This is a genomic window from Bacillus sp. TCT6, from assembly GCF_056033845.1.
Genome location: NZ_JBVYHX010000001.1, coordinates 2,230,552 through 2,251,666 on the forward strand (window position 1 = coordinate 2,230,552; position 21,115 = coordinate 2,251,666).

Annotated in this window: 20 protein-coding genes; 16 read left to right on the plus strand and 4 right to left on the minus strand. The window is 31.5% G+C overall.

What is annotated here, in order from left to right:
- Positions 1-83: 83 nt before the first annotated feature.
- The 5 genes from AC0ONG_RS11290 (at position 84) to AC0ONG_RS11310 (ending at position 7,988) form a co-directional block, all read left to right on the plus strand.
- Complete coding sequence (locus tag AC0ONG_RS11290; RefSeq protein ID WP_042598166.1) at positions 84-2,321, plus strand: MSCRAMM family protein; 2,238 nt, start codon at positions 84-86, stop codon at positions 2,319-2,321.
- Between the two features lie 156 nt (positions 2,322-2,477).
- The gene (locus AC0ONG_RS11295) at positions 2,478-3,041 is read left to right on the plus strand and encodes a class I SAM-dependent methyltransferase (RefSeq protein ID WP_000225730.1); all 564 of its coding nucleotides are present in this window, start codon (positions 2,478-2,480) and stop codon (positions 3,039-3,041) included.
- Positions 3,042-3,280: 239 nt separating this feature from the next.
- Positions 3,281-3,760: an SRPBCC family protein gene (locus AC0ONG_RS11300; RefSeq protein ID WP_016077658.1), complete on the plus strand. Its 480-nt coding sequence runs from the start codon at positions 3,281-3,283 to the stop codon at positions 3,758-3,760.
- A 79-nt stretch (positions 3,761-3,839) separates the two neighbouring features.
- Positions 3,840-7,010: an ATP-binding cassette domain-containing protein gene (locus tag AC0ONG_RS11305; RefSeq protein WP_000867735.1), complete on the plus strand. Its 3,171-nt coding sequence runs from the start codon at positions 3,840-3,842 to the stop codon at positions 7,008-7,010.
- 168 nt (positions 7,011-7,178) lie between these two features.
- Positions 7,179-7,988 (plus strand): MerR family transcriptional regulator, encoded by an 810-nt coding sequence (locus AC0ONG_RS11310; RefSeq protein ID WP_000472619.1) that lies wholly within the window; start codon positions 7,179-7,181, stop codon positions 7,986-7,988.
- A 263-nt stretch (positions 7,989-8,251) separates the two neighbouring features.
- Here AC0ONG_RS11310 and AC0ONG_RS11315 read toward each other — a convergent pair whose 3' ends face one another.
- Positions 8,252-8,968: an SDR family oxidoreductase gene (locus tag AC0ONG_RS11315; protein ID WP_000029094.1), complete on the minus strand. Its 717-nt coding sequence runs from the start codon at positions 8,966-8,968 to the stop codon at positions 8,252-8,254.
- Between the two features lie 349 nt (positions 8,969-9,317).
- Between AC0ONG_RS11315 and AC0ONG_RS11320 the strand changes: the two genes are divergently transcribed.
- From AC0ONG_RS11320 to AC0ONG_RS11335, 4 genes are all read left to right on the plus strand, one after another.
- Positions 9,318-9,656 carry a winged helix-turn-helix transcriptional regulator gene (locus AC0ONG_RS11320; protein ID WP_000365520.1) on the plus strand — a complete coding sequence of 113 codons (339 nt, stop codon included), beginning with the start codon at positions 9,318-9,320 and terminating at the stop codon, positions 9,654-9,656.
- 126 nt (positions 9,657-9,782) lie between these two features.
- Positions 9,783-10,535, plus strand: a complete 753-nt coding sequence (locus tag AC0ONG_RS11325) for a class I SAM-dependent methyltransferase (RefSeq protein ID WP_016077656.1) — start codon at positions 9,783-9,785, stop codon at positions 10,533-10,535.
- A 287-nt stretch (positions 10,536-10,822) separates the two neighbouring features.
- Complete coding sequence (locus tag AC0ONG_RS11330) at positions 10,823-11,617, plus strand: VOC family protein (RefSeq protein ID WP_000627905.1); 795 nt, start codon at positions 10,823-10,825, stop codon at positions 11,615-11,617.
- Between the two features lie 116 nt (positions 11,618-11,733).
- Positions 11,734-12,486, plus strand: coding sequence for an aminoglycoside phosphotransferase family protein (locus tag AC0ONG_RS11335; RefSeq protein ID WP_016077653.1), 753 nt, complete (start codon positions 11,734-11,736; stop codon positions 12,484-12,486).
- Positions 12,487-12,564: 78 nt separating this feature from the next.
- Here the strand turns inward: AC0ONG_RS11335 and AC0ONG_RS11340 are convergent, their stop codons facing one another.
- Positions 12,565-13,512 (minus strand): phosphotransferase enzyme family protein, encoded by a 948-nt coding sequence (locus tag AC0ONG_RS11340; protein WP_001037122.1) that lies wholly within the window; start codon positions 13,510-13,512, stop codon positions 12,565-12,567.
- 331 nt (positions 13,513-13,843) lie between these two features.
- On the opposite strand from AC0ONG_RS11340, the gene AC0ONG_RS11345 reads away from it, so the two are divergent.
- Positions 13,844-14,938, plus strand: coding sequence for a helix-turn-helix domain-containing protein (locus AC0ONG_RS11345; RefSeq protein WP_001002105.1), 1,095 nt, complete (start codon positions 13,844-13,846; stop codon positions 14,936-14,938).
- 14 nt (positions 14,939-14,952) lie between these two features.
- Here AC0ONG_RS11345 and AC0ONG_RS11350 read toward each other — a convergent pair whose 3' ends face one another.
- Positions 14,953-16,644, minus strand: a complete 1,692-nt coding sequence (locus tag AC0ONG_RS11350; protein WP_001190026.1) for a M3 family oligoendopeptidase — start codon at positions 16,642-16,644, stop codon at positions 14,953-14,955.
- 413 nt (positions 16,645-17,057) lie between these two features.
- Here AC0ONG_RS11350 and AC0ONG_RS11355 point away from each other — a divergent pair, with 413 nt between their 5' ends.
- The 4 genes from AC0ONG_RS11355 to AC0ONG_RS11370 all read left to right on the plus strand — a co-directional run bounded on the left by AC0ONG_RS11355 (position 17,058) and on the right by AC0ONG_RS11370 (position 19,727).
- Positions 17,058-17,552 (plus strand): DUF4030 domain-containing protein, encoded by a 495-nt coding sequence (locus tag AC0ONG_RS11355; RefSeq protein ID WP_000350258.1) that lies wholly within the window; start codon positions 17,058-17,060, stop codon positions 17,550-17,552.
- Positions 17,553-17,606: 54 nt separating this feature from the next.
- On the plus strand, positions 17,607-18,977 hold the full coding sequence (locus AC0ONG_RS11360) for an aminotransferase-like domain-containing protein (RefSeq protein ID WP_016077652.1): 1,371 nt from the start codon (positions 17,607-17,609) through the stop codon (positions 18,975-18,977).
- A gap of 20 nt (positions 18,978-18,997) precedes the next feature.
- Positions 18,998-19,348 (plus strand): hypothetical protein, encoded by a 351-nt coding sequence (locus AC0ONG_RS11365; protein WP_001254187.1) that lies wholly within the window; start codon positions 18,998-19,000, stop codon positions 19,346-19,348.
- A gap of 175 nt (positions 19,349-19,523) precedes the next feature.
- On the plus strand, positions 19,524-19,727 hold the full coding sequence (locus tag AC0ONG_RS11370; protein ID WP_000290889.1) for a hypothetical protein: 204 nt from the start codon (positions 19,524-19,526) through the stop codon (positions 19,725-19,727).
- 23 nt (positions 19,728-19,750) lie between these two features.
- On the opposite strand, the gene AC0ONG_RS11375 is transcribed toward AC0ONG_RS11370, so the two are convergent.
- On the minus strand, positions 19,751-19,993 hold the full coding sequence (locus AC0ONG_RS11375; protein ID WP_042598155.1) for a hypothetical protein: 243 nt from the start codon (positions 19,991-19,993) through the stop codon (positions 19,751-19,753).
- 110 nt (positions 19,994-20,103) lie between these two features.
- Here AC0ONG_RS11375 and AC0ONG_RS11380 point away from each other — a divergent pair, with 110 nt between their 5' ends.
- Both AC0ONG_RS11380 and AC0ONG_RS11385 read left to right on the plus strand, forming a co-directional pair.
- Positions 20,104-20,382, plus strand: coding sequence for an alcohol dehydrogenase catalytic domain-containing protein (locus AC0ONG_RS11380; protein ID WP_016077651.1), 279 nt, complete (start codon positions 20,104-20,106; stop codon positions 20,380-20,382).
- A 37-nt stretch (positions 20,383-20,419) separates the two neighbouring features.
- The gene (locus AC0ONG_RS11385; RefSeq protein ID WP_003278347.1) at positions 20,420-21,094 is read left to right on the plus strand and encodes a zinc-binding dehydrogenase; all 675 of its coding nucleotides are present in this window, start codon (positions 20,420-20,422) and stop codon (positions 21,092-21,094) included.
- The last annotated feature ends 21 nt before the right edge of the window (positions 21,095-21,115 follow it).

Below are 21,115 nucleotides of genomic sequence, written 5' to 3' on the forward strand. Positions count from 1 at the left end.
AAAAGATGAAGTAAATCCTCATTGGTGAATATGTCATTTTATTCGACTATAGAAAAAATACGGTAAAGGTGGGAACAAAGGAATTGAGGCTACGATTAAAGCTGGTAAGTATTCATTTTATTGTTTTGTTAATGTTAAGTGTAAGTTTTGTCATATATGTACCAAAAGAAGTATATGGATCCACGACAAACTTAGAAGGTCTAGGTGATATATCGCGTTATAATGCAGTTGTCTTTGGTAACCATAAAGCAATAGGTGGCGACATTGAAGGAGCAACTGCAGTTCAAGGTGATATGGATGCATCGGGGTATACAATTGTAGGTGCTGCAGCGGGAACATCTAATATAGTAGGTGAAAAATGGGTTGATGAGGGATATCCGTCCTTGTTGTTGTCTGGAAAATTTAAGAAATCAAGAGAAGAATCTTTTATCATTCAAAACGGAATAGTAGTAATGACAAAAGAGAGTGATCCAGATCGCATCATACAATCCTCTTATGATCGTATCGTTTATAAAGAAAAACTAGAAATTGACGCGAAATTTAATGAATTTCGCAATATAGTGAACCAAGTCAGTAAAAATGCAGGTCAATATAAAACAAATACCCCAATTCCAAATATGAGTCATGGAATCGGAAAAGATATAAACAATCCTAATATTTATGTTTCATCAGAATTGACAGGGAAAATTAATTTAGATATAAGAGATGTATTTTTACCAAATGCTAAGGACAAAGATTTTATTGTTATGTATTCGGATGCAACAGAGGTTACATTTAAAAATGGGTCTATTCTATATGACACGAACAATATTGGAAGGGCTACAGATATAGTTCCTACATCACAACCATATTCTCCTAATTCCCCGTTTACTCAGCTATATGGGAAAGTGATTTGGGTTTTTCCAAATGCGAAAAAAATTATAACAGAGGGATATGGTGTCGTTGGTAGTGTGTTTGCCCCCAATGCTGTATTAGAAACAAAAGGCGGTTCGATTAATGGACAAGCATTTGTCGGTGCGGTACAACAAACTGGTGGATTTGAATTTCACAATTTCAAATTTAACTGGCAACATTGGAACAAGCCTAGTACTGGAAAAGTAAAAATAAAAAAAGTTGATAGTAATAATGATAATAAAAAATTGGTCGGAGCAAAGTTTCATATAGAAGATTCAAAAGGAAAAATAGTTGGAGAACTAGTAACAAATGAAGAAGGAGAAGCGATATCAAAAGACTTACCAAAAGGAAACTATACCTTAGTGGAAGTAGAAGCGCCAAAAGACTATGAATTATTAAAAGATAAAATAGCTGTAAAAATAGAAAAAGATGCAGTAGTAGAAATTAAAATAGGAAATAAGAAATTGCCAGATCCAATGGGAAAAATGAAGTTAGTGAAAGTAGACATAAGTGATAAAAATAAAAAGCTAGCAGGGGCAAAGTTTCATATAGAAGATCCAAAAGGAAAAATAGTTGGAGAACTAGTAACAAATGAAGAAGGAGAAGCGATATCAAAAGACTTACCAAAAGGAAACTATACCTTAGTGGAAGTAGAAGCACCTAAAGGTTACGAATTATTAAAAGAAAAAATAACTGTAAAAATAGAAAAAGATGCAGTAGTAGAAATTAAAATAGGAAATAAGAAATTGCCAGATCCAATGGGGAAAATGAAGCTTGTGAAAGTAGACATAAGTGATAAAAATAAAAAACTAGCAGGAGCAAAGTTTCATATAGAAGATTTAAAAGAAAAAGTAGTTGGAGAGTTAATAACAGATGAAAAAGGAGAAATGATATCAAAGGACTTACCAATAGGAAACTATACCTTAGTGGAAGTAGAAGCACCTAAAGGTTACGAATTATTAAAAGAAAAAATAACTGTAAAAATAGAAAAAGATGCAGTAGTAGAAATTAAAATAGAAAATAAGAAATTGCCAGATCCGACTGGGCAATTTGAAATTGAAAAAGTTGATGATAAGGATAGTGAATTAAAGCTAAAAGGCGCTGTATTTCAAGTGTTAGATAAAGAAGGGAAAGAAGTTAGTAGATTAATAACGGATGAAAAAGGAAAGGTAATTTCCAACCAATTAGCAATTGGAAAGTATACGATTAAAGAAATAAAAGCACCGAACGGATACATGTTACTTAGGGATCCAATAGAAATAGAAATTACAGAAGCAGTAAAGACACAAAAAATAACAGTAAAAAATGCGAAGAATAATTGGGTAATTCCTAATACTGGTGGGAGCGGAACAACAATTTTTTACGTAATTGGTATTATGCTAATGTTTGCTGTGCTATATTTCTGTAAGAAAAATCGTATATTATGAACTAATTTTATAGAGTTAGACAGATTGTTGCGTTAGAGAGTTTTTAGGGCATGAGTTCGGTATTGTACTGGACTCATGTTACTACATTTGTTGAAGGAGGAAGGATAATAGTAAACATAGAATATATTAATGAATTAAAATGTTTAAGAGGTGAACATGGTGGCAATAAAACAAGACGAAATTAAAGTAGTTGTCGGAGCTGGAGTGTTTAATAATAATCCAGGTTGGATTCAAACGCAAGAAGATGAACTTAACTTACTAGATAAAGCTACGTGGGAAGGAAGATTTGAATACAACTCTATTTCAGCTATTTTAGCTGAGCATGTATGGGAACACCTTACTTTTGAAGAAGGTGTAAGAGCAGCTGAAATTTGTTATGAATTTTTAAAACCATCTGGTCATATTCGGTGCGGAGTCCCTGATGCATTCTTTCAGGATGAGGCATATCAAAATATAGTTCAAATAGGGGGACCCGGTCCGAAAGATCATCCAGCAGCAAGTCATAAAATCGTTCATAATTATATAACATTAACGAAAATGTTTGAAACTGCTGGATTCGAGGTAGTTTTACTTGAATATTGTGATGAAAATGGTCGGTTTTATTACAACGAATGGGATGCAAACGACGGTGTTATTTTCCGTTTGAAAAGGTATGATTCTAGAAATAAAGGCGATAAACTTGGTTTTCCATCGCTAATTGTCGATGCGATTAAGCGTTAATCATTCAACAAAACAGGAGTTAATCCTATGATTTCATAAGTCGCAAATGCGGCTTTTTTATTTGTACGCAAATCTATATTTAATTTTCAATATTATATAACTCGATTTAGAAAATATTTAAGTTTTTCTCAGCACCATTCACTTTAAATTAACACTTCGCTGACATAAATATTTATTTTATATTTATATTCGTGTAAAATGAGATGAGAACATATATTCTATATAAGGAGGCAATTAAAATGATAGCTGAAATTGGGAAACTAACTGGTGGATATATTGTAAAATTTGAACGCGAATTTCCATATACGGTAGAGGAAGTTTGGTCTGTATTAACAGAAAACAGTAAGCTGAAAAAATGGATGTCCAATTTACAGATTGAAAGCCTTAAAACTGGTGGAATAATAAAGTTCGACATGATGGACGGTTCATTCATAAACATTGATATTTTAGAATGTCAACTAAACTCAGTACTTGAATTTACTTGGGATAAAGACCGTGTCCGATTTGAAATACATAAAGAGGAAAATGGTACTCTTTTACTTCTTAAAGAGTACATTCATGAATTAACAGATCATACACCGAGAGATATAGCTGGTTGGCATATTTGTTTAAATCTTTTTTCTTACGTTTTAAAAGGAGAAGAGAAAGAATTTTCTAAAGATGAATGGCAACAATGGTTTGAAATATACAAGGATAAGATTCATGAAGCGAGAGGATAATTGCATAATAGGTAATATTCATTATGTAATTATTATATTGTAAAAATGCTTTTGTGAATAAATAAGAATAGAGGTTAATATGAAAGTAAATCAATTAATTGCTAATAACATAAATAAATTAGATGCAACTATACCGTTTAATAAATCGTTTGGAATTGCTGGTTTATCTGGATCGGGTAAAACAACTTTTTGCCAAACAATTGGTGAAGAATCAAAAAAACGATTAGTTTCTTTATTGCCAAAGGCTGAATATCAATATTTATTTCCTAACATTATGGAAACAAATTTTAGTGCCATTAAGATGGAAGAAATACCTTTAGTACTTTTTCTAGGAAAATCATCGATTTCGTCTAATCCGCGTTCAACGATTGGTACTCATACTGGTGTTTTTACAGAGGTTCGGGAAAAACTTGCTGAGGTATTTAATCTTTCTCCAGAGGTCTTTTCATTTAATAATCAATTAGGCTGGTGTACTGGTTGTAAAGGCCGTGGTACTACAAAAAATGTTGAGTGTAAAAAATGTAAGGGAAAACGTTATAGTGAAGAAATTGAACAACATGAAATTGATTTGTTGGACAAGCCACATTCAATCTCAAATATTAATGATTTAAGTATTGAATCTATTCTTTCACTAGCAAAAGAGTTAAATATTAGTGAAGAAAAACAGCATATACTGCAAAATATTATTAATATGAACATTGGTTATTTAACATTAAATCGAATTATGGGTACGTTATCAGGTGGAGAGTTAACACGACTTTATTTGGCCGAATTCATGGCAGTAAGTGAAAATGCTGTAATTATTATTGATGAGATTTCAGTTGGACTTGATCATGAAACTTTATTACAAATTTTAGAAGAGATTAAACGATTAGGGTGTAAAAATCAAATTTGGCTTATTGATCATTCAGATACAGTACTAGATACAACTGATGAGCAATTGTTCTTTGGACCTGGTAGCGGAAAATATGGCGGGAAAATTGTGGAAGAATCACCAAGACCAAAGTCAATACTGTGGGATCGAAATAAAGAAATACCAACAGAATATTATACATTCTATGATTTATATTGCCGTAATATCCAAATGGCTGAGTTTCAAATTCCTAAAAACAGGCTTGTAACAGTTACAGGAGAATCAGGATGTGGGAAATCTACACTTGTCAACGAATGTCTAGCTACAGATTTTTTGAAACGATATCCAAAAGATAAATTAGTTATGGTAGGACAAGACCGAAATCAATCAATTACAAGTCGATCAACTGTAGCAACTTTCCTAGATATTAAAAAGAAACTGACAAAGTATAGTGAAGACATTGATGATATTTTTGAGCGCTCGATTGAGGATATTATTGATGAACTTCCAAATGAAGATATCGCTTATAAACGTTTGAGCCTACTAATTAAATTAGGGCTTGGCTATTTAACATTAGAGAGAAAAACACAAACATTATCGACAGGTGAGTTTCAATGTGTTCATTTAGTTTCGGAATTATTTGCAAACACTAGAAATCCACATACATTATTTATTTTTGATGAGCCTTCAAAAGGTTTATCACAAAATATTTTAAATCAATTTATCGATAGTATTAGAGGTATTCTGCAAGATGAATCAGTTTCGATCATTATGATTGAGCATAATCGTTACATGTTAGAAAGCTCTGATTATATAGTTGATTTTGGAAAAAGGCAGAATGAATCTATAGAGCATTTGGATGTTGTCAATCATGAGGATTACTATCGTCAAAAAAGTAATGTGAATAGCACAGAGAAAATACACATCTCTTCAATGCTTAAGCAGAAAAAAGGGGTTCACTATTTAGAAGAAAATCATATTAACTATTTTAAAAATGCCGAAAATATTTATAAGGGCGGTATTTTAAAAAGTTTATCATCAATGGCTAGGTTAATTTATGGTGAATATGAATCTGATACAATCGCACCTGTTATTGCTATTGATCTTGAAAGACATTTATATAGTCAATATAGTTTCTTATATGAGATTGGTGGATTAATTAATCATATTGTAGCTGCTCATCCAATTAATAAAGATACGAGAAGTTTTGATTTCTATTCACAGGACAATCATTGTCCATCTTGTTCTGGACGTCTTCAAATTGAAGTTTTTGATAAAGATATTGCCATTCAAGATAAAAGTGTTCCATTTTGGGATGGGCTATTCGATCCAGAAATCATGAAGGTATTAAAATTTTATCAGCATGAAAAAATAGAATTTCTATTCGAAGAAATAAAAAATGAGCTTGATCACGATTTGTCAAAGAGCTATAATGATATGTCAGAAGAAGAAAAGCATACGTTTTGGTACGGGTATTTTGAAAAATCATTTTATGATAAAAAAGGAAAGACACGCAGAACATGGGTAGGATTTAATACAATTATTGGTGGATATATTGTTATTTCAAAAGCACCTATTAAAGAAGAAATTAAAAGTTCAAAAAAAATGATGAAATGTCCAATTTGCGAGGGGACGGTTTTAAATCATCATAAACCACTTAAATTTGATAACGTAGATATTCGTGAAATAATTAATCAGCCTATTAATGAAGTAGTGAAAACAGTTGGTGATTTACCGACACTTGTTAAATTGAAGTCTATTGTTGGTGGCGATATGGCATTGACAGAAGATGTTTCTTTATTGCCAAGAAAAGCACAAGTTGCACTGAAGATGTTTGAATTAGAACAAGCAAGCTTTTCAAACTATGAAATGGTGTTACAAAATGTCTTACCATTCTGGGGTGAAATAAAAGGAAATATCGAATCCATTAGTGTTAATAATCAAGTAACTGTTTGTGATTTCCCTAATGTTTATGAAACGAGAGAAAACATTATAGATAAGTATTTCACAAATGGTAAATATAAAAAACTTACGTATGTATACGAAGCGTTTGGATACAAAAAAATAGTTACCCAAATTAATAAAATTAAAAAAAGTAATCCATGTCCATTTTGTAAAGGTAAGAAAGTGATAACCGAAGATAATCTACATGATGGTGTCTTTAAACTAACAATTCCATGTGTAACTTGTAATGCAAGTGGTATTAATGACGAAGGGTTAAAAGAAGTTGTCGAGGGCGTGGATGTACAAACGTGGTTAACTGGAAAAGTTAGTGATGTTGTGGATGAGAGCTTATTAACAGAAGCTGTTGGGCAAATACCAATTTTTAATCGTATTCGTGAGTTGGATAAACGAGATATGATGGCGGTTTATGAATGTCTTGAGAAAAATAACTAATGGTTATCAATTGCAGTAGTCATAAAAACAGGAATATAGGTTTTTAATTATATAAATATAACATGTTAAATTGTTATTTAAATCGTTAAAAATAGTTGACCCTCACATAATGTCATTGTTTATGATGAAGTTGAGCTTCAAAGTAGATGTAACTTATAGGAGGAAATCATGTTTAAAATAGGGGATTTTTCGAAACTATCTTCCATTAGTATACGTATGTTGAGACACTACGATAAAGTGGAATTATTACAACCAGTAAAAGTCGATGAGCAGAGTGGATATCGATTTTATTCAGCTGACCAATTAAAAAAGGTAAATCAAATTCAAACATTAAAAGCTATGGGGTTTAATATTGCTACCATCAAAGAAATAATAGAATGCGATAATATAGATAGCATAAAAGAGCAATTTTTAAATCGTAGTGCTCAAATTAAAGAAGACATGAATAACCTCCAAAAACAATTACGTCTCCTCGAAGACTCAATGAAAACGATGAGAGAGGATGTTGTTGAGATGAATTATCATGTTTCAATAAAAGAAATTCCAGAAAGAACTGTAGCTAGTGTTAGAAAGATTATTCCATCGTATAATTGCGAAGGTGATTTATGGAGTGTATTAATGCAAGAAATTCAAATGAAAAATATTAGTATTGCCCATCCGAGTTATAGTATTGCGGTTTTCCATGATCGTGAATACAAAGAAAATGATGTAGATATAGAAATACAGCTAAGTATTCTAGGTAAGCACGAAAATACAAAAGACGTTACATTTAAAAATATGAAATCAACCAATATAGCTTCTATAACAGTTAATGGAAGTTATGAACAGATGACAGCTGTAAATGAGGCTGCGGCAAAATGGATTGAGACAGAAGGTTACAAATTAGCAGGCCCGATGTTTAATATTTATCATGTGAGCCCAGCGATGGAATCGGATCCTAATAAGTGGGTTACAGAAGTTTGTTATCCAGTTAAATAATGATAAAGAAAAAAGGCATTAATTATATGCCTTTTTTCTTTGGAAACTTATCCATAAATATCAAGACAAATTACTTCGAGATTCGATTCGTCAACTACTAGCACAATTTTATTTGCAAATGTACAAAATGAGCGGATTGTAATGAATCATCTAAAAACCAACCAGTTGGTACTAAAGTAATGTAATCATCTATTTGGAAATTTCAGCAATGTTTAAATGAGCAACAAAAGCCACCGTAATAAGGGGCTTTTGTCTTAAATAATTTAATGATATGTGTACCCTCCATCAGGAAACAATACATTACCCGTAGTAAAACTATTTTGCATTAAATATAGGACAGTATGTGCAATTTCATCATTATATCCAGCTCGTTGTACAAGTGAAAGAGATTTATAAGCTTCGTAAGCAACTAGTCTATTTTCATTTTGTTCATTTTCTTTTTGTATTGTTCCAGGAGAAACCACATTAACTCTAATAGGAGCTAATTCCACAGCTAAAGCCTTCCCTAAACTTTCAATAGCACCATTGCAAGCTCCATAAGCAGGTGCGCCTTTAAGTGGTCTTTGACTAAATGCACCGGACATTAACACGATAGATCCAGAGTTTGAAAGAAAAGGAATTGCATATTTTACGGCATAATATTGAGGCCAAAACTTTCCGATGAAGCTACTTTCAGCAATTTCCTCTGTAGAGGTAATTGGTCCAAGTGTGTAAGAGGCTCCCGGTGTGAATAAATGATCAAAGTTCCCAACTGTCTTGAAAAAAATTTGTAATTGCTCTTTATTTTGATTATCCAATATATAAGTTTGAAGATGATTGCTATTTATTAATTTTTTAGCAACTTTTAATTTTTCTTCCGAACGCCCTGCAATAATAACATGTGCTCCTTGTTCAATTACTTGTTTTGCCGTTGCCAATCCAATACCAGAACTCCCGCCAATGATAACAATACGACTATTTTCTAATGTAGTAATAGACATATTTTAGCCACTCCTTTAATAAAAAATTTAGAATATAACTGTGCTATGCTTTTATTATTCGCTAAAAGGGAGCAAGTGAAAAGTACGCACTTTATATGTACATAGTCGTAAATTTCGTACTAATCGCTATTTATGCGGATAAGTAATTGGAAAAATCGCTAAATATGGTTTATCCCGCATTAACGGGCAGTAAAACTCTCACCTCAAAGTTAGGAAAATGCAAGGAAGTTAGGTAAGAGATCAATTGCCCGTAAAAGCCCGATTGGTTCAACTAATAATCAGTTTGGGATGAACAAAACCCTCACTGATTAAAGTTTCACTTTATGATATCTGAGGAGAGGTGAGAAAAATGGATTTACAAGAACCGAAGTTAAAAGGGGTAATAGCAACATTACAAATAATCGGTGGGAAATGGAAGCCACTCATTTTGTTTATTTTGCTAACAGATGGAATGAAACGTTTTGGTGAATTAAAGCGATTGATACCAGATATATCTCAAGGGACGTTAGCGAAGCAATTACGTGAATTAGAGCAAGATCAACTAATAAAACGCGAAATTTATCAAGAAATACCACCTAAAGTAGAATATAGCTTAACTGAACATGGAAAAACAGTCAGTACTGTTTTGGATAGTATGTGTAGTTGGGGAAGAGGGCATTTAGAATATATAGATAAAGATAAACCATAAAAATGTTATGTAAACTTATTGTAGTGTGAAGGGAAATATTGTTTTAATAATTTATAATATATAATTAAGGAGTGTCGTAGGTTATTATACATATTTAATTTATTTTTACAAAGGGGAAGTAATAAGATGAACGAATTAGAGTATAAAAGCTTCTATGATAAAGTAGGAAGATTAAATGGATGGGATTTTAGTAAAATAAAATGTGAAACTGTAGGAGATACATGGGACTTTTATAGTGAGGTAAAAGAAAGGTGTAAACCATCACATATTTTACTTGATGTTGGTACAGGGGGAGGAGAAAATGTACTTAACATAGCATCATCAGCTAAATTGTTGATTGGAATTGATAATTCTAACGGCATGATTGCAACGGCACATTCTAACTTGAAAAAATCAGGTGTACAAAATGTTGAGTTTCTTCAAATGGGTTCTGAAGCTTTAACATTTCCACATGCACATTTTGATATTGCTTCAAGTTGTCATGCCCCGTTTCTGGCATCTGAGTTAGCGAAAGTAATGAAAAAGGGTGCCTTTTTCTTAACACAACAAGTAAGTGAGAATGATAAATTAAACCTGAAAGAAGCATTTGGTAGAGGGCAATGCTTAGGTGAACGGGATGGTACTTTAAAAGAAAAGTATATGAATGAACTTATTAGTGCAGGATTTGATCTCGTGCAAGTACGTGAATATGATGTTACTGATTATTACAGTAGGTCTGAAGATCTCATTTTCTTATTAAAACATACCCCTATTATTCCTAGATTCGGAGAACAGGAAGAGGATTTTACTATTTTACAAAAGTTCATTGATACGTATAGTTTTGAAAAAGGGATTCGTACTAATTCAAAAAGATTTATGATTATTGCTGTAAAACCTTAATGTATTTTATCGTAAAAGTTGCTTTTCATTTAAGGAAAGGCAGCTTTTTTATATGGAAACAATGCAGGGGAAATTTGAAAAAATAGAAATAAGTAAAGTGTTAATTAAAAAACGAAATATGGAGGATATTTGTTTTGAAACGTTAGTGTACTAGCAATAAAAGAAGCTAACATATTCATACTAAAGTTGTAGTTTCTACATGAAAAATCCATCCTTCCGTTTGATTTTATCTATTTATAAGTGTAATACAATACGAATAGATAATAAGAAATGAGGGGGAATGTAAAGTGATTACACATATATTAGATATAAAATTACAAACGGTTTCCATAGAAGGGGTAAAACAAGTTTATAGGGACATATTATCTTTTCCAATAAAAAAAGAAACAGAATCATTTATTCAATTTAAAGTAACACCGTACACTACAATTAGTTTTCAAGAATTATATGAACCAATTGCACCTGCGCACTTTGCTTTTGAGATTCCATATTCAAAATTTCATGAAGTTGCAAGATGGCTTGAAAAGTCTGGATTACTCATTGTAAAATGGAAAGATGGTCATACAATTGATGAAGAGAGCGGCCGATTCAACTTATATTTCAGAGATGGCGATGGAAATCTTCTCGAAATTATCGCGCATAGTTATGTTAAAGAAGATGTATTAGTACCACACTCACCTTTAAACATTTTATACGTAAGGGAAATTGGTCTTCCTGTTAAAAGTGTACCTGTTTTTACGGAATGGTTAAAATCAAATCTAAATATGAAAACGATGGAAGATGGGGATATTTTTAACTTTGTTATAGGTGGCACTGCATATATCGTCGCGACTTGGTGGCAGAGACCTTGGATTCCAATCGCAATGAAAGCTTTACCACCGAAAGTTCATGTTTCTTTCGGAACACCGGATTCAGCATTTTTACAGCACATCCAAAATAACTTTAAGAAAAATAATGTTCCCTTTGAATGTAAACATAATGAAGTATCATTTATTGAGCAGGGATATTCATTTTCTATTGTGTATACACCAGAGTTTCATTCCAATATTCCTAAAGAACTAAACTTACCACTTTCTATTTAAGGATAGAAAGTGGTAAGTTTTTTATATCTTCGTGAAGAAGGTTTTCGTTATGATTAGAGTGAATGCAAAGAAAAGGATTAAGCGTTATTCAAACTTATTTTAAGGAGAGAAATGAAGTGAATCTAGGTAATCCAATTGCAAAAGGGAATACTGCAGAAATTTATTTAACTGATGATAAGGTTGTAAAATTATTTAAAGATTACCTCCCAGATACAGAGTCTATGAATGAAGCAAAAAAACAAAAATATGCTTATTCATGCGGGCTGCCAGTTCCAAACGTATTCGAAGTGACAAAGATACAAAATAGACAGGCAATTATTATGGAACATGTAAAAGGGGACAACATTGGTGATCTTCTGCTTAATAATTTAAATGAGGCAGAGCGTTATATCGGCCTTTGTGTTAATGAGCAAAAAAAGATCCATGCTATACATGTGAATACAGATGAAATGGAGTTAATGAGGGAAAGGTTAGAGCGTCAAATTAAATCTGTGCATAAATTGGATGAACGCAAAAAGAAGGATATATTACAAAAATTAGAATCTATTACATTTGATTTTAGGCTATGTCATGGAGATTTTCATCCATTTAATTTGATTTTGAGTAAGGAAGAGAAAGTGAAAGTTATAGATTGGGTAGATGCTAGTTCAGGTGATATTCGCGCAGATGTATTTCGAACATACTTGTTGTACTCACAATCTTCGGTAGAATTAGCTGAGATGTATTTACATATATATTGCAGTCGTACCAGCATATCAAGAGATGAAGTTTTTCAATGGGCTCCTATTATTATTGCAGCTAGATTTTCTGAAAAAGTATCACCGCAAAATGAAGTGTATTTGAAAAGATTATTGAATCAGTATTTATAAGTCATAAAAAAGGTTGTCAGCTAATTAATAAATGCTGTTGTTTAACCAAAGTTTCCTTGTAGTTAAACAACAGTATTCTTAAATATTGATATAGGTATTCTTATTTTCAATCTTCATCCTATAAAGGTTCATAATCCGTACTTGTTCCTCCGTTAATTCATCTTTATCCCAATACATATGCATTAAGCTATATTCAAAAATCTCCTTTAATTTAATAAATAACGGAAACTTGTCTTTCATCTCTTTTGGTAGCTCATTTTCCTCTTGGTAGCCTTCAAATAGTGCTTTTGTAATAGAATACTCATAGTCAACGATATTCCCATTTCCAGCAAATGAATATTCTATTGCACTATAAATAGGAACGGCTAAATCGAATATGTAAAAATGTTTTTCGCAGTCTTGAAAATCTATCATTGTTAAGTTTGAATTATTTTCGACTAAAATGTTTTCTAACCATAAATCTCCGTGTATTAAGCCGTAATTTGAAGGGGATTTTGGTAGCTCTTTTATGGAAGTTAAAACGTCAGATGCAATTTCTCTTATTGTATTTTCTTCTTTAGGGATATATTTAAGAAAATTATATTCTTCATTTTCATACCAATCGTTTATATGTTTTACTGGTTTAATCTTTTCAAAGCTTTTAGATATACGATGTAATTTTCCAATTTGTTTACCAAGTTTTTTAAATATATTAGAATTCCATTCAGACCTTGGTAAATGTATACCAGGAGCAGCTTTATATAATACAGCAAAAATCTCCTTGTCTAATGTGAATTTTTCTACAAAATTCCCTTGTAATGAAGGGATTATTGGTGGAACACCTAAACCATTTTGATATAAAAAATTTGTATATAAAACTTCCTCTATCTGTTCTTCATATGTTTTGTAGTTTGTAATTCTACTGAAGTATGTACCTTGTTCTGTAAGACATTCATACATCTCATTTGTTATTGGCTTAATGTTAATAAAATTCAACGGATACTGTTCATTTATGAATTGAAGTATTTCTTTTTCTAGCTTGTTCATTGAAACGTCCTTTCCAAACCTTAATTTTTTAACTTGGGAATTAAAAGAATTTTATTTTATAAAATTCGTGTTTAATTTTTGAAATCCTTTAAAATGAAATATGATGTAAATTGACCTTTAATAATTAGTAAGGTGTTGCCAACATACTCATTAACGCTAAATTGAAAAATGAATAGAAGGTATGACAAAATAAGATAGATGAAAAAATATAAAATTAATACTTATATATAGATTATAAAGACTTTAGAGAAAGGCTCATGTTATAAAACACAAGAAATATCAAAAGAAAGAAACGCACTTCTCCTATACTTTTAAATAAGGAGTGAAGGAAATGAATGAACATATACAGCAGATGATTAATTGGATTGAGAGCAATTTAAAAAAGAGATTTTCATTAGATGAATTATCTCGTTACATGGGGTATTCTCCTTATTATTGCTCTTTTAAATTTCATCAAGTAATGGGTTTCAGTATTAGACGTTATATTCTTCTTAGAAGGTTGTATTTATCTACGGAAGATTTAAAGAATGGTAGGAAGATAATTGAGGTCGCATTGGATTACGATTACTCTTCCCAAGAGGCTTATAGTAGAGCTTTCAAAAATGTTTTTGGAATGAATCCAAGAGAATACCAACTTAACAAAATGCCTATTCAATCATTTGTTAAACTAAATTTAAATAAAGAAGGGGCGTTTAATATGAATATTTCTAGAAAAATAGAGGTTGAGCAGTTACGAAATAGGAAGAGTGAGCTATTTGATAAAGAGGTACTTAACATATTAAATGGTCAAGTTATGTATGAAGAATTTAAAAACGAAAAGCTAATGGGTGATTCTGATTATGCACCATTTAATGAGGCAATGTGTGTGAACTCGGCTACTACTCAAGTTTTTAATGAAGAGTTTATTAAAACAAGAGCGAAAGGACATAACAGTTCAGTAGAAAGTTATATAAAAAAGGTTATAGATCCTTTAGAAAACCTTTTTACGAAAAAGTATAAATGTATTGTTCTATGGTTTGGTGAAGATATGTTTTGCCAAATGAACCTACTTACCATACTTTCTCACCTTGAACAGTCTGCTTATGAAGGGAAGGTATACTTAAATAGCTTTAGAGAGGATGAATTTAAAGTAAATCAAATTGAACTTGAATTGGGGAATTATTCTTCTATATACAATGAAGTATTAGTAAACCATAAAAAGACCTCTCATAAGGTACCACCTGTAATGTATCAGGCTATAGACTTATTTTTAGAAATGTTAACAGAAGATAATGCAGTAATGAAATTCATCTCTAAAAATAAAGATTTATCAACTCGTGAATTATTAATAAAGTTGTTTTATCTTTTTCCAACAATCGGATATGGAGATACTCAGTACATAGAGCTGATTAATAAAATAAAGAAGAAAGCTACACCAAAAATATAGGTGCAGCTTTCTTCTTATAATTGCTCAAGTAATTCTAATTCTTTTTCTACAAATAGCATTAGTTCTTTAATTGTTTCACCAGAAAAATCAAAACGAATACCGGCTGCATCATACACTTCTTTTATAGATTGAGAGCTTCCTAGTGATAATGCCTTTTTATAATTTTCTAGCGCTTGCTTAGGATCCTCTTTATATTGTTTATACATTTGTAATGCACCAAGTTGGGCGATCGCATATTCAATATAATAAAATGGTACTTCAAAAATATGGAGTACAGGTAGCCAACTCGTTGCTATCCAGTTTTCGTAGCCATCAATATGTATGACGCTAGACTGATAATGTTTTTGAAGTTGTAAGTATTTTTCATTTCTTTCTTCAGAAGTATGACTTGGATTTTCATACAGCCAGTGTTGAAATTGATCGACAATAAGCATAATAGGTAAATATGAAATAACATCTTTAAAGAAGTTAATTTTTGCTTGTTTTAAATCTTTTTTGTCTGTATAGAAGGTATCCCAATAATTAAGCGAGAATAACTCCATTGTCATACTGGCTAGCTCAGCTGTTTCAGCTGGAATTTCTATATACTGTCGTAATTTTAATGGTTTTATGAGTTCGTTATGAATACTATGACCCATTTCATGTATAAAAGTGACAATATCATCTTGTGTATAATTTAAGTTCATAAAAATATAAGATAATTGTGAAGCTGGTAAGTACTCACAAAAGCCACCAGCTGCTTTTCCTTTGCGGCTTGTTAAATCAAGACAATTGTGTTTATACATTCGGTTTAAAAGTGCTGAAAATTCAACATCTAGTTTATTAAAGATATGAGTGCTCTTTTCAATTAAATCATTTTCATTTGCAATAGGTTTAAGTACTTTTTGATCTGGAGTTACAGCTGATACATCCCACGGGCGAAGCGTATCAACTTGCAGTTTATCTTTTTTCTCTAGCAATATTTTATCTTTAAGAGGCACAACATACTTACGTATGGATTCAGCTAGTTCATAGCAATCTTTCGCTGAATAATCAAAACGCTCGTATTTTTTGAACATATAATCGCGATAATTCTCTAGTTGAATATTTTTTGCTTTTTGATGGCGAATTTCAATTAATTGATTTAATATGTTTTGGAGTTCTTTTTCAACAGATAAAAATTGTTCAGAAATAATGGTTTTTGCCTTTTTACGGGTGTCACGATTCGAATCTTGTAAATAGGATTGTAATTCTGTTATCGTTTTTTCTTCTCCGTCCCAAATTCCACTTAATCCTCCAGTGATTTCAAAGTACTCTGTGATTAATTTGTCTTCCTTTATTTCTAATTCGATATTTTCCTCACAAAATAACTTTTGAGCATTTTTTATTTTTGTATCTAATAAACCATATACGTTAGAATCTAATTCCATTCGAAAAGGTGACTCTAAATATTTATTATCCAATAAATTTTGATACCGCTTTAAAAGTGGCTTTACAAATTGTTGATCATGTTCAAAAGTATCCTTTATTTCTTCATCATCCGTATTACATTGAAAGGCGATGTAATGTGATCTTAATTGTTCTTCGATGTCCCAAATTACTTTTGACTGCTCTTTTAACCAATTTTCAAGGTCTAGTTTTGAAGAAATCATTTTATTTAATAAAGTCGAAAGAGTTTTTTCCAATTGTAGTACATTACTAATATCAATCGTATTTACACGTTGCATTATATATCCCTCACTTTTTATTTATTCATAGAGATATTCTATTTATTAATTGTAATTTCCTTGTTAAGTGGGGGAAATGTGAAATAATGTTAAATTTAATAATTAAAGAAGGTATTTATATGTCAAAGTAAAAAGTTTATCGTAAATGAAAATATATGGAGGGGTGCTACATGAGAAAGAAGTTACTTATGTTTTTATTTCCACTTGCTTTATCCCGCATTAACGGGCAGTAAGATCCCCACCTCAAAATTCAGCGAAAGAAGTTAGGTGGGGGGATCAACTGCCCGTAAAAGCCCGATTGGTTCAACTAATAATCATTGGGGATGAACAAAACCCCCAATGATTAAAGTTTCACTTTATTATGTGCCTGTGAGAATGAGATTGAAGATGCTAAAAGTGAAGAGTCTATAGTGATGGATATTGCTACAGCCGCGGTAAAGGAGGAATCTTTTTTTAGTGCTGCTATAAGAGATGAAAAAGAAAGAATATTAGATTTAGAGATTGCTGATAGCGAAGATAGTAACGAAATAAAAAATGATATTAATAAAAGATTGGTGATACAAGGTGTAACGTCTTATAAAATCAATATAACTCAAAGAAATAGAGAAGTTGTAAAGGCAGAGAGTAGATGGAATCAAGTTTTTGGACATATATTTGATGACGTATTCAGAAAAAATGGATATGAAGGGTTTGGTATTCAGCAAATAAATTATAAAAAGAATCAACCTGTTACCATTGATATAAAAACTAAGATTAGCGATGATGAAGTAGGGGCGAGAGAACTTGGACAGAAAATAGAAAAAGAAGTTGAAAGTGTACTTAAAACAGAAGCAGTAAAGAAATGGATTGAAAATGATTCATATGCTATTGGGATTTACGATATAGATATCGGAAAATTAACTAATTGAGGAATGAATGCTATATGAATGAAAAATCGATATAATTACTGAAGGAGGTGTAAGATGTATAAGTATTTACATATTTTAAACGACATAGAAAATATGATTCGAAATGGAGAAATAAAAGAAGGAAAGAAATTACCGTCTATACGGTCACTCGTTACGCAATATGAATGTAATAAGGCGACAGTTATACGAGCGCTACAAGAATTAGAAAAGCGTCACATTATATATTCTGTCCCTCAAAGTGGATACTACGTTGTTAAAAAATCAGAGAGTACTATAGAAAATAACGAGATAATTGATTTTGCCTCCTCAGCACCAGATCCAGATGTTTTTCCATATTTAGATTTTCAACATTGTATTAATAAGGCTATTGATACGTATAAAAATGATTTGTTTGTATATGGAACTCCGAAAGGGTTACCATCTTTAATTCCAGTTATTCAAAAACAGTTGGCAAATTATCAAGTGTTCACGAAAGAAGACAATATTTTTATAACGTCAGGTGTGCAGCAGGCGCTTGCTATATTAACTTCTATACCATTTCCGAATGGAAATGAAACTGTATTAATTGAACAGCCAACATATCATTTATATATTGATTATCTAGAAATAAATAAAGTTCCTGTAATCGGTATTAAACGTACGAATGAAGGTATCGATTTGAATGAATTGGAACAAATATTTCAAACTGAAAAAATAAAATTCTTTTATACGATACCGAGATATCATCATCCGCTTGGGACGTCTTATTCTAAAGATGAGAAAGAAAAAATCGTACTATTGGCTAAGAAATACAATGTATTTATAGTGGAAGATGATTATTTAGCAGATTTAGAAACTGATTCAAAAGCAGATCCGTTATATAGCTTGGATAATTGTAGTCATGTCATATATTTGAAAAGTTATTCAAAGATTATTTTTCCTGGTTTACGGGTTGGAGTTGCGGTCATTCCACCGTCCATTGCAAATGCTTTTTATACATACAAAAAGATACTAGATATTGATAGTCCGATGATTTCTCAAGCGGCTTTAGAAATTTATATAAAGAGCGGTATGTTTGAACGTCATAAAAGTAAAATTAATTCTTCCTACTACAATAGATCAATAAAACTAGCAGAAACATTAGAAAAAGTGCAAAATGAAAATCCATCATTATTTACATATAATAGACAAAATACATTTGGAATACACACTTGTTTAGAAATGCAGAAAAACATAGTTACAGAAACACTTATACAAAAACTAGGTGACATTCAAATAAGTATCGATACGATTGATAAGAATTATATGAGGAATTTTCCTAAAGAAAGACTGTTAAAATTAAATGTTTCGAATGTAAAAGAAGACAAGATTGAAGAAGGTATTCGTAAAGTAATTGAGGAAATCAACCAATCAAGACACTTGAATTTTCAGTTTAGAAAAGAATAATTTGAATTAGGAGATTTGTTGTGAGGCGCCAAATAATTCTCTTGTTTGTGTGTGCCGCTATAATAATTGGAGCTATAGTTGTGACTAAATATTATAAAAAAGATGACCAATGCATCGCGGTTGGTAAGTATTCAAGAGGTATTATCGTAGATCAAAATAACGAACCTACATCTAATGTGAAAATATATGAAGATTCAATTGAAGAAAGTAAGGAACGCAGTATTTCAAATGCACAAGGTGAATTTGAAATACTAGATGGGGTTTGTGGTGAGATTGTTTTACAATTAGTTACTCCAGATGGAGAAATCTATACGAGAAAATATGATAGTAAGTATATACCACAAGTAATAGAACTGAGTTATAAAAAGTAAGGGGAATTACATGTAACCATTACAAGGAACTGAGTTTAATTAATATTTTTTAGAGCACTCAATAGCTGAGTGCTCTTTTTATTTATGACATAAGTGTTTAAAATGGAAATGAACTACCAATTAATGATACTCTTAAAGTATAGCTTTTATTTTGAATAGGAGGGTGATGGAGTCTATGGCGGTACGTATAGTCGATGATTTACAGCAATTATCATTGTTACTTATGTTTTTAAGTACACTCATATTTTACAGATACTTAAAGAAGGTTAAACGAGAGAGAAAATTGACTGGCTTTGAATGGACAATGTATTTTGTCACTCAATTTGCGACATTAATTTGGGCAATTACTTATTTTATTAAACACTTAGCTGAATCATAAATACTAATCAATCTAGTTTACTGTTATCTATTTGGGATATAAATATAGTCCGTATCTAAATCAATGACAACATTGCTAGTGACGTCTTCTTGTAGTAACTTTGGAGTTTTTTTGTAATAATATCGTACACAAAATAAGCGTAGCAGATCCTCATTAGATATCTCTTCATTTCTTACATTTAAATACATCGTTATTAATTCGTTAATAGAACAGTTACGGCCAATAACATACTCGTTTATTCTATATCCATCAAATTCAATTATCATGTTATCACTGTTGGGTGCTAGCCAACGTTATAGCTTTAATTTTGGATGAATCTATTATACATTGTTTGAAACTTAGTGAGAATATATTTTTATAAAGTGAGAGGATATGAATGGAACAGTATAAGTTAGTTTTAGAAGGTGCGAAACAACTTAAGTGGGAACCGGGTAAAATTAGATCCATACAGGACGATGAAATTATTGTTAAAACAATTGCAGGAGCTATAAGCATTGGGGCCGAGTTACCACAGTATAATGGATCCGATGTTACGGATACGAATCCTTTTTATCCAAGAAAAACTGGATATGAAAGTTATGGTGAAGTGATTGAAGTTGGTAATAAAGTAACACATGTAAACGTAGGCGATAAAGTAGTTTTTTTATGGACATGAAACGATAGGGATAGTTAAGGGGCATAAAGTAATTCGAGTGCCTAGTTCTATACAACCTAAAGTTGCTTTATTATCTATTCTTTCGTGTGATGCCGCTAAAGGAGTATTGAAACTAAACCCGCAACAGGATGAAAAAGTACTTATAACTGGAATGGGAGTTATTGGTTTACTCGCTTGTTATTTCTTAAAATACTATGTAGGCGTTGAGCACGTGGATGTTGTTGAGCCTAATAAAAATAGAAGAGATTTTGCAAAGAATTTTGGTGCGAAAAACATATATGATTCAGAAGAAAAAATAATAGAAACATATAATTATGGTTTCGAATGTTCTGCTACAAATAGTGGATTTCATGCATTGCAAAAAGCTCTTAAAACTAATGGACAAATATGTATACTTTCTGATGGTAATAATGAGATTATTGCATCAGACGGGATAAGCTCGTTTATACATGTCGAAGATGCTGCAAGAGCTACTATGCTAGCTCTTAATTGGCCTTCAGGAATCGTAAATATTGTAGATGATTATCCAGCAACTAGTAAAGAATGGTTACCGATATATGCAGCAGCGATAGGGGCACCTAAGCCTAAAGTTCAAGATGGGAAAAATAGTTGGGAAAGAGGAGCTTCAAATAATAAGGCACGTAAAGAGTATGGATGGACACCTGTATTTCCATCATGGTCTGAAGGGTTTAACAATTTGATAGGGAAGTAAAATACACTTTTAATGGGAATG

Excerpts from the sequence above, each read along its gene's own strand:
- AC0ONG_RS11295 (WP_000225730.1), top strand. The coding sequence starts at position 2,478 with ATGGTGGCAATAAAACAAGACGAAATTAAAGTAGTTGTCGGAGCTGGA.
- AC0ONG_RS11300 (WP_016077658.1), top strand. The coding sequence starts at position 3,281 with ATGATAGCTGAAATTGGGAAACTAACTGGTGGATATATTGTAAAATTT.
- AC0ONG_RS11305 (WP_000867735.1), top strand. The coding sequence starts at position 3,840 with ATGAAAGTAAATCAATTAATTGCTAATAACATAAATAAATTAGATGCA.
- AC0ONG_RS11310 (WP_000472619.1), top strand. The coding sequence starts at position 7,179 with ATGTTTAAAATAGGGGATTTTTCGAAACTATCTTCCATTAGTATACGT.
- AC0ONG_RS11315 (WP_000029094.1), bottom strand. The coding sequence starts at position 8,968 with ATGTCTATTACTACATTAGAAAATAGTCGTATTGTTATCATTGGCGGG.
- AC0ONG_RS11320 (WP_000365520.1), top strand. The coding sequence starts at position 9,318 with ATGGATTTACAAGAACCGAAGTTAAAAGGGGTAATAGCAACATTACAA.
- AC0ONG_RS11325 (WP_016077656.1), top strand. The coding sequence starts at position 9,783 with ATGAACGAATTAGAGTATAAAAGCTTCTATGATAAAGTAGGAAGATTA.
- AC0ONG_RS11340 (WP_001037122.1), bottom strand. The coding sequence starts at position 13,512 with ATGAACAAGCTAGAAAAAGAAATACTTCAATTCATAAATGAACAGTAT.
- AC0ONG_RS11345 (WP_001002105.1), top strand. The coding sequence starts at position 13,844 with ATGAATGAACATATACAGCAGATGATTAATTGGATTGAGAGCAATTTA.
- AC0ONG_RS11350 (WP_001190026.1), bottom strand. The coding sequence starts at position 16,644 with ATGCAACGTGTAAATACGATTGATATTAGTAATGTACTACAATTGGAA.
- AC0ONG_RS11355 (WP_000350258.1), top strand. The coding sequence starts at position 17,058 with ATGGATATTGCTACAGCCGCGGTAAAGGAGGAATCTTTTTTTAGTGCT.
- AC0ONG_RS11360 (WP_016077652.1), top strand. The coding sequence starts at position 17,607 with ATGTATAAGTATTTACATATTTTAAACGACATAGAAAATATGATTCGA.
- AC0ONG_RS11370 (WP_000290889.1), top strand. The coding sequence starts at position 19,524 with ATGGCGGTACGTATAGTCGATGATTTACAGCAATTATCATTGTTACTT.
- AC0ONG_RS11375 (WP_042598155.1), bottom strand. The coding sequence starts at position 19,993 with ATGATAATTGAATTTGATGGATATAGAATAAACGAGTATGTTATTGGC.
- AC0ONG_RS11380 (WP_016077651.1), top strand. The coding sequence starts at position 20,104 with ATGGAACAGTATAAGTTAGTTTTAGAAGGTGCGAAACAACTTAAGTGG.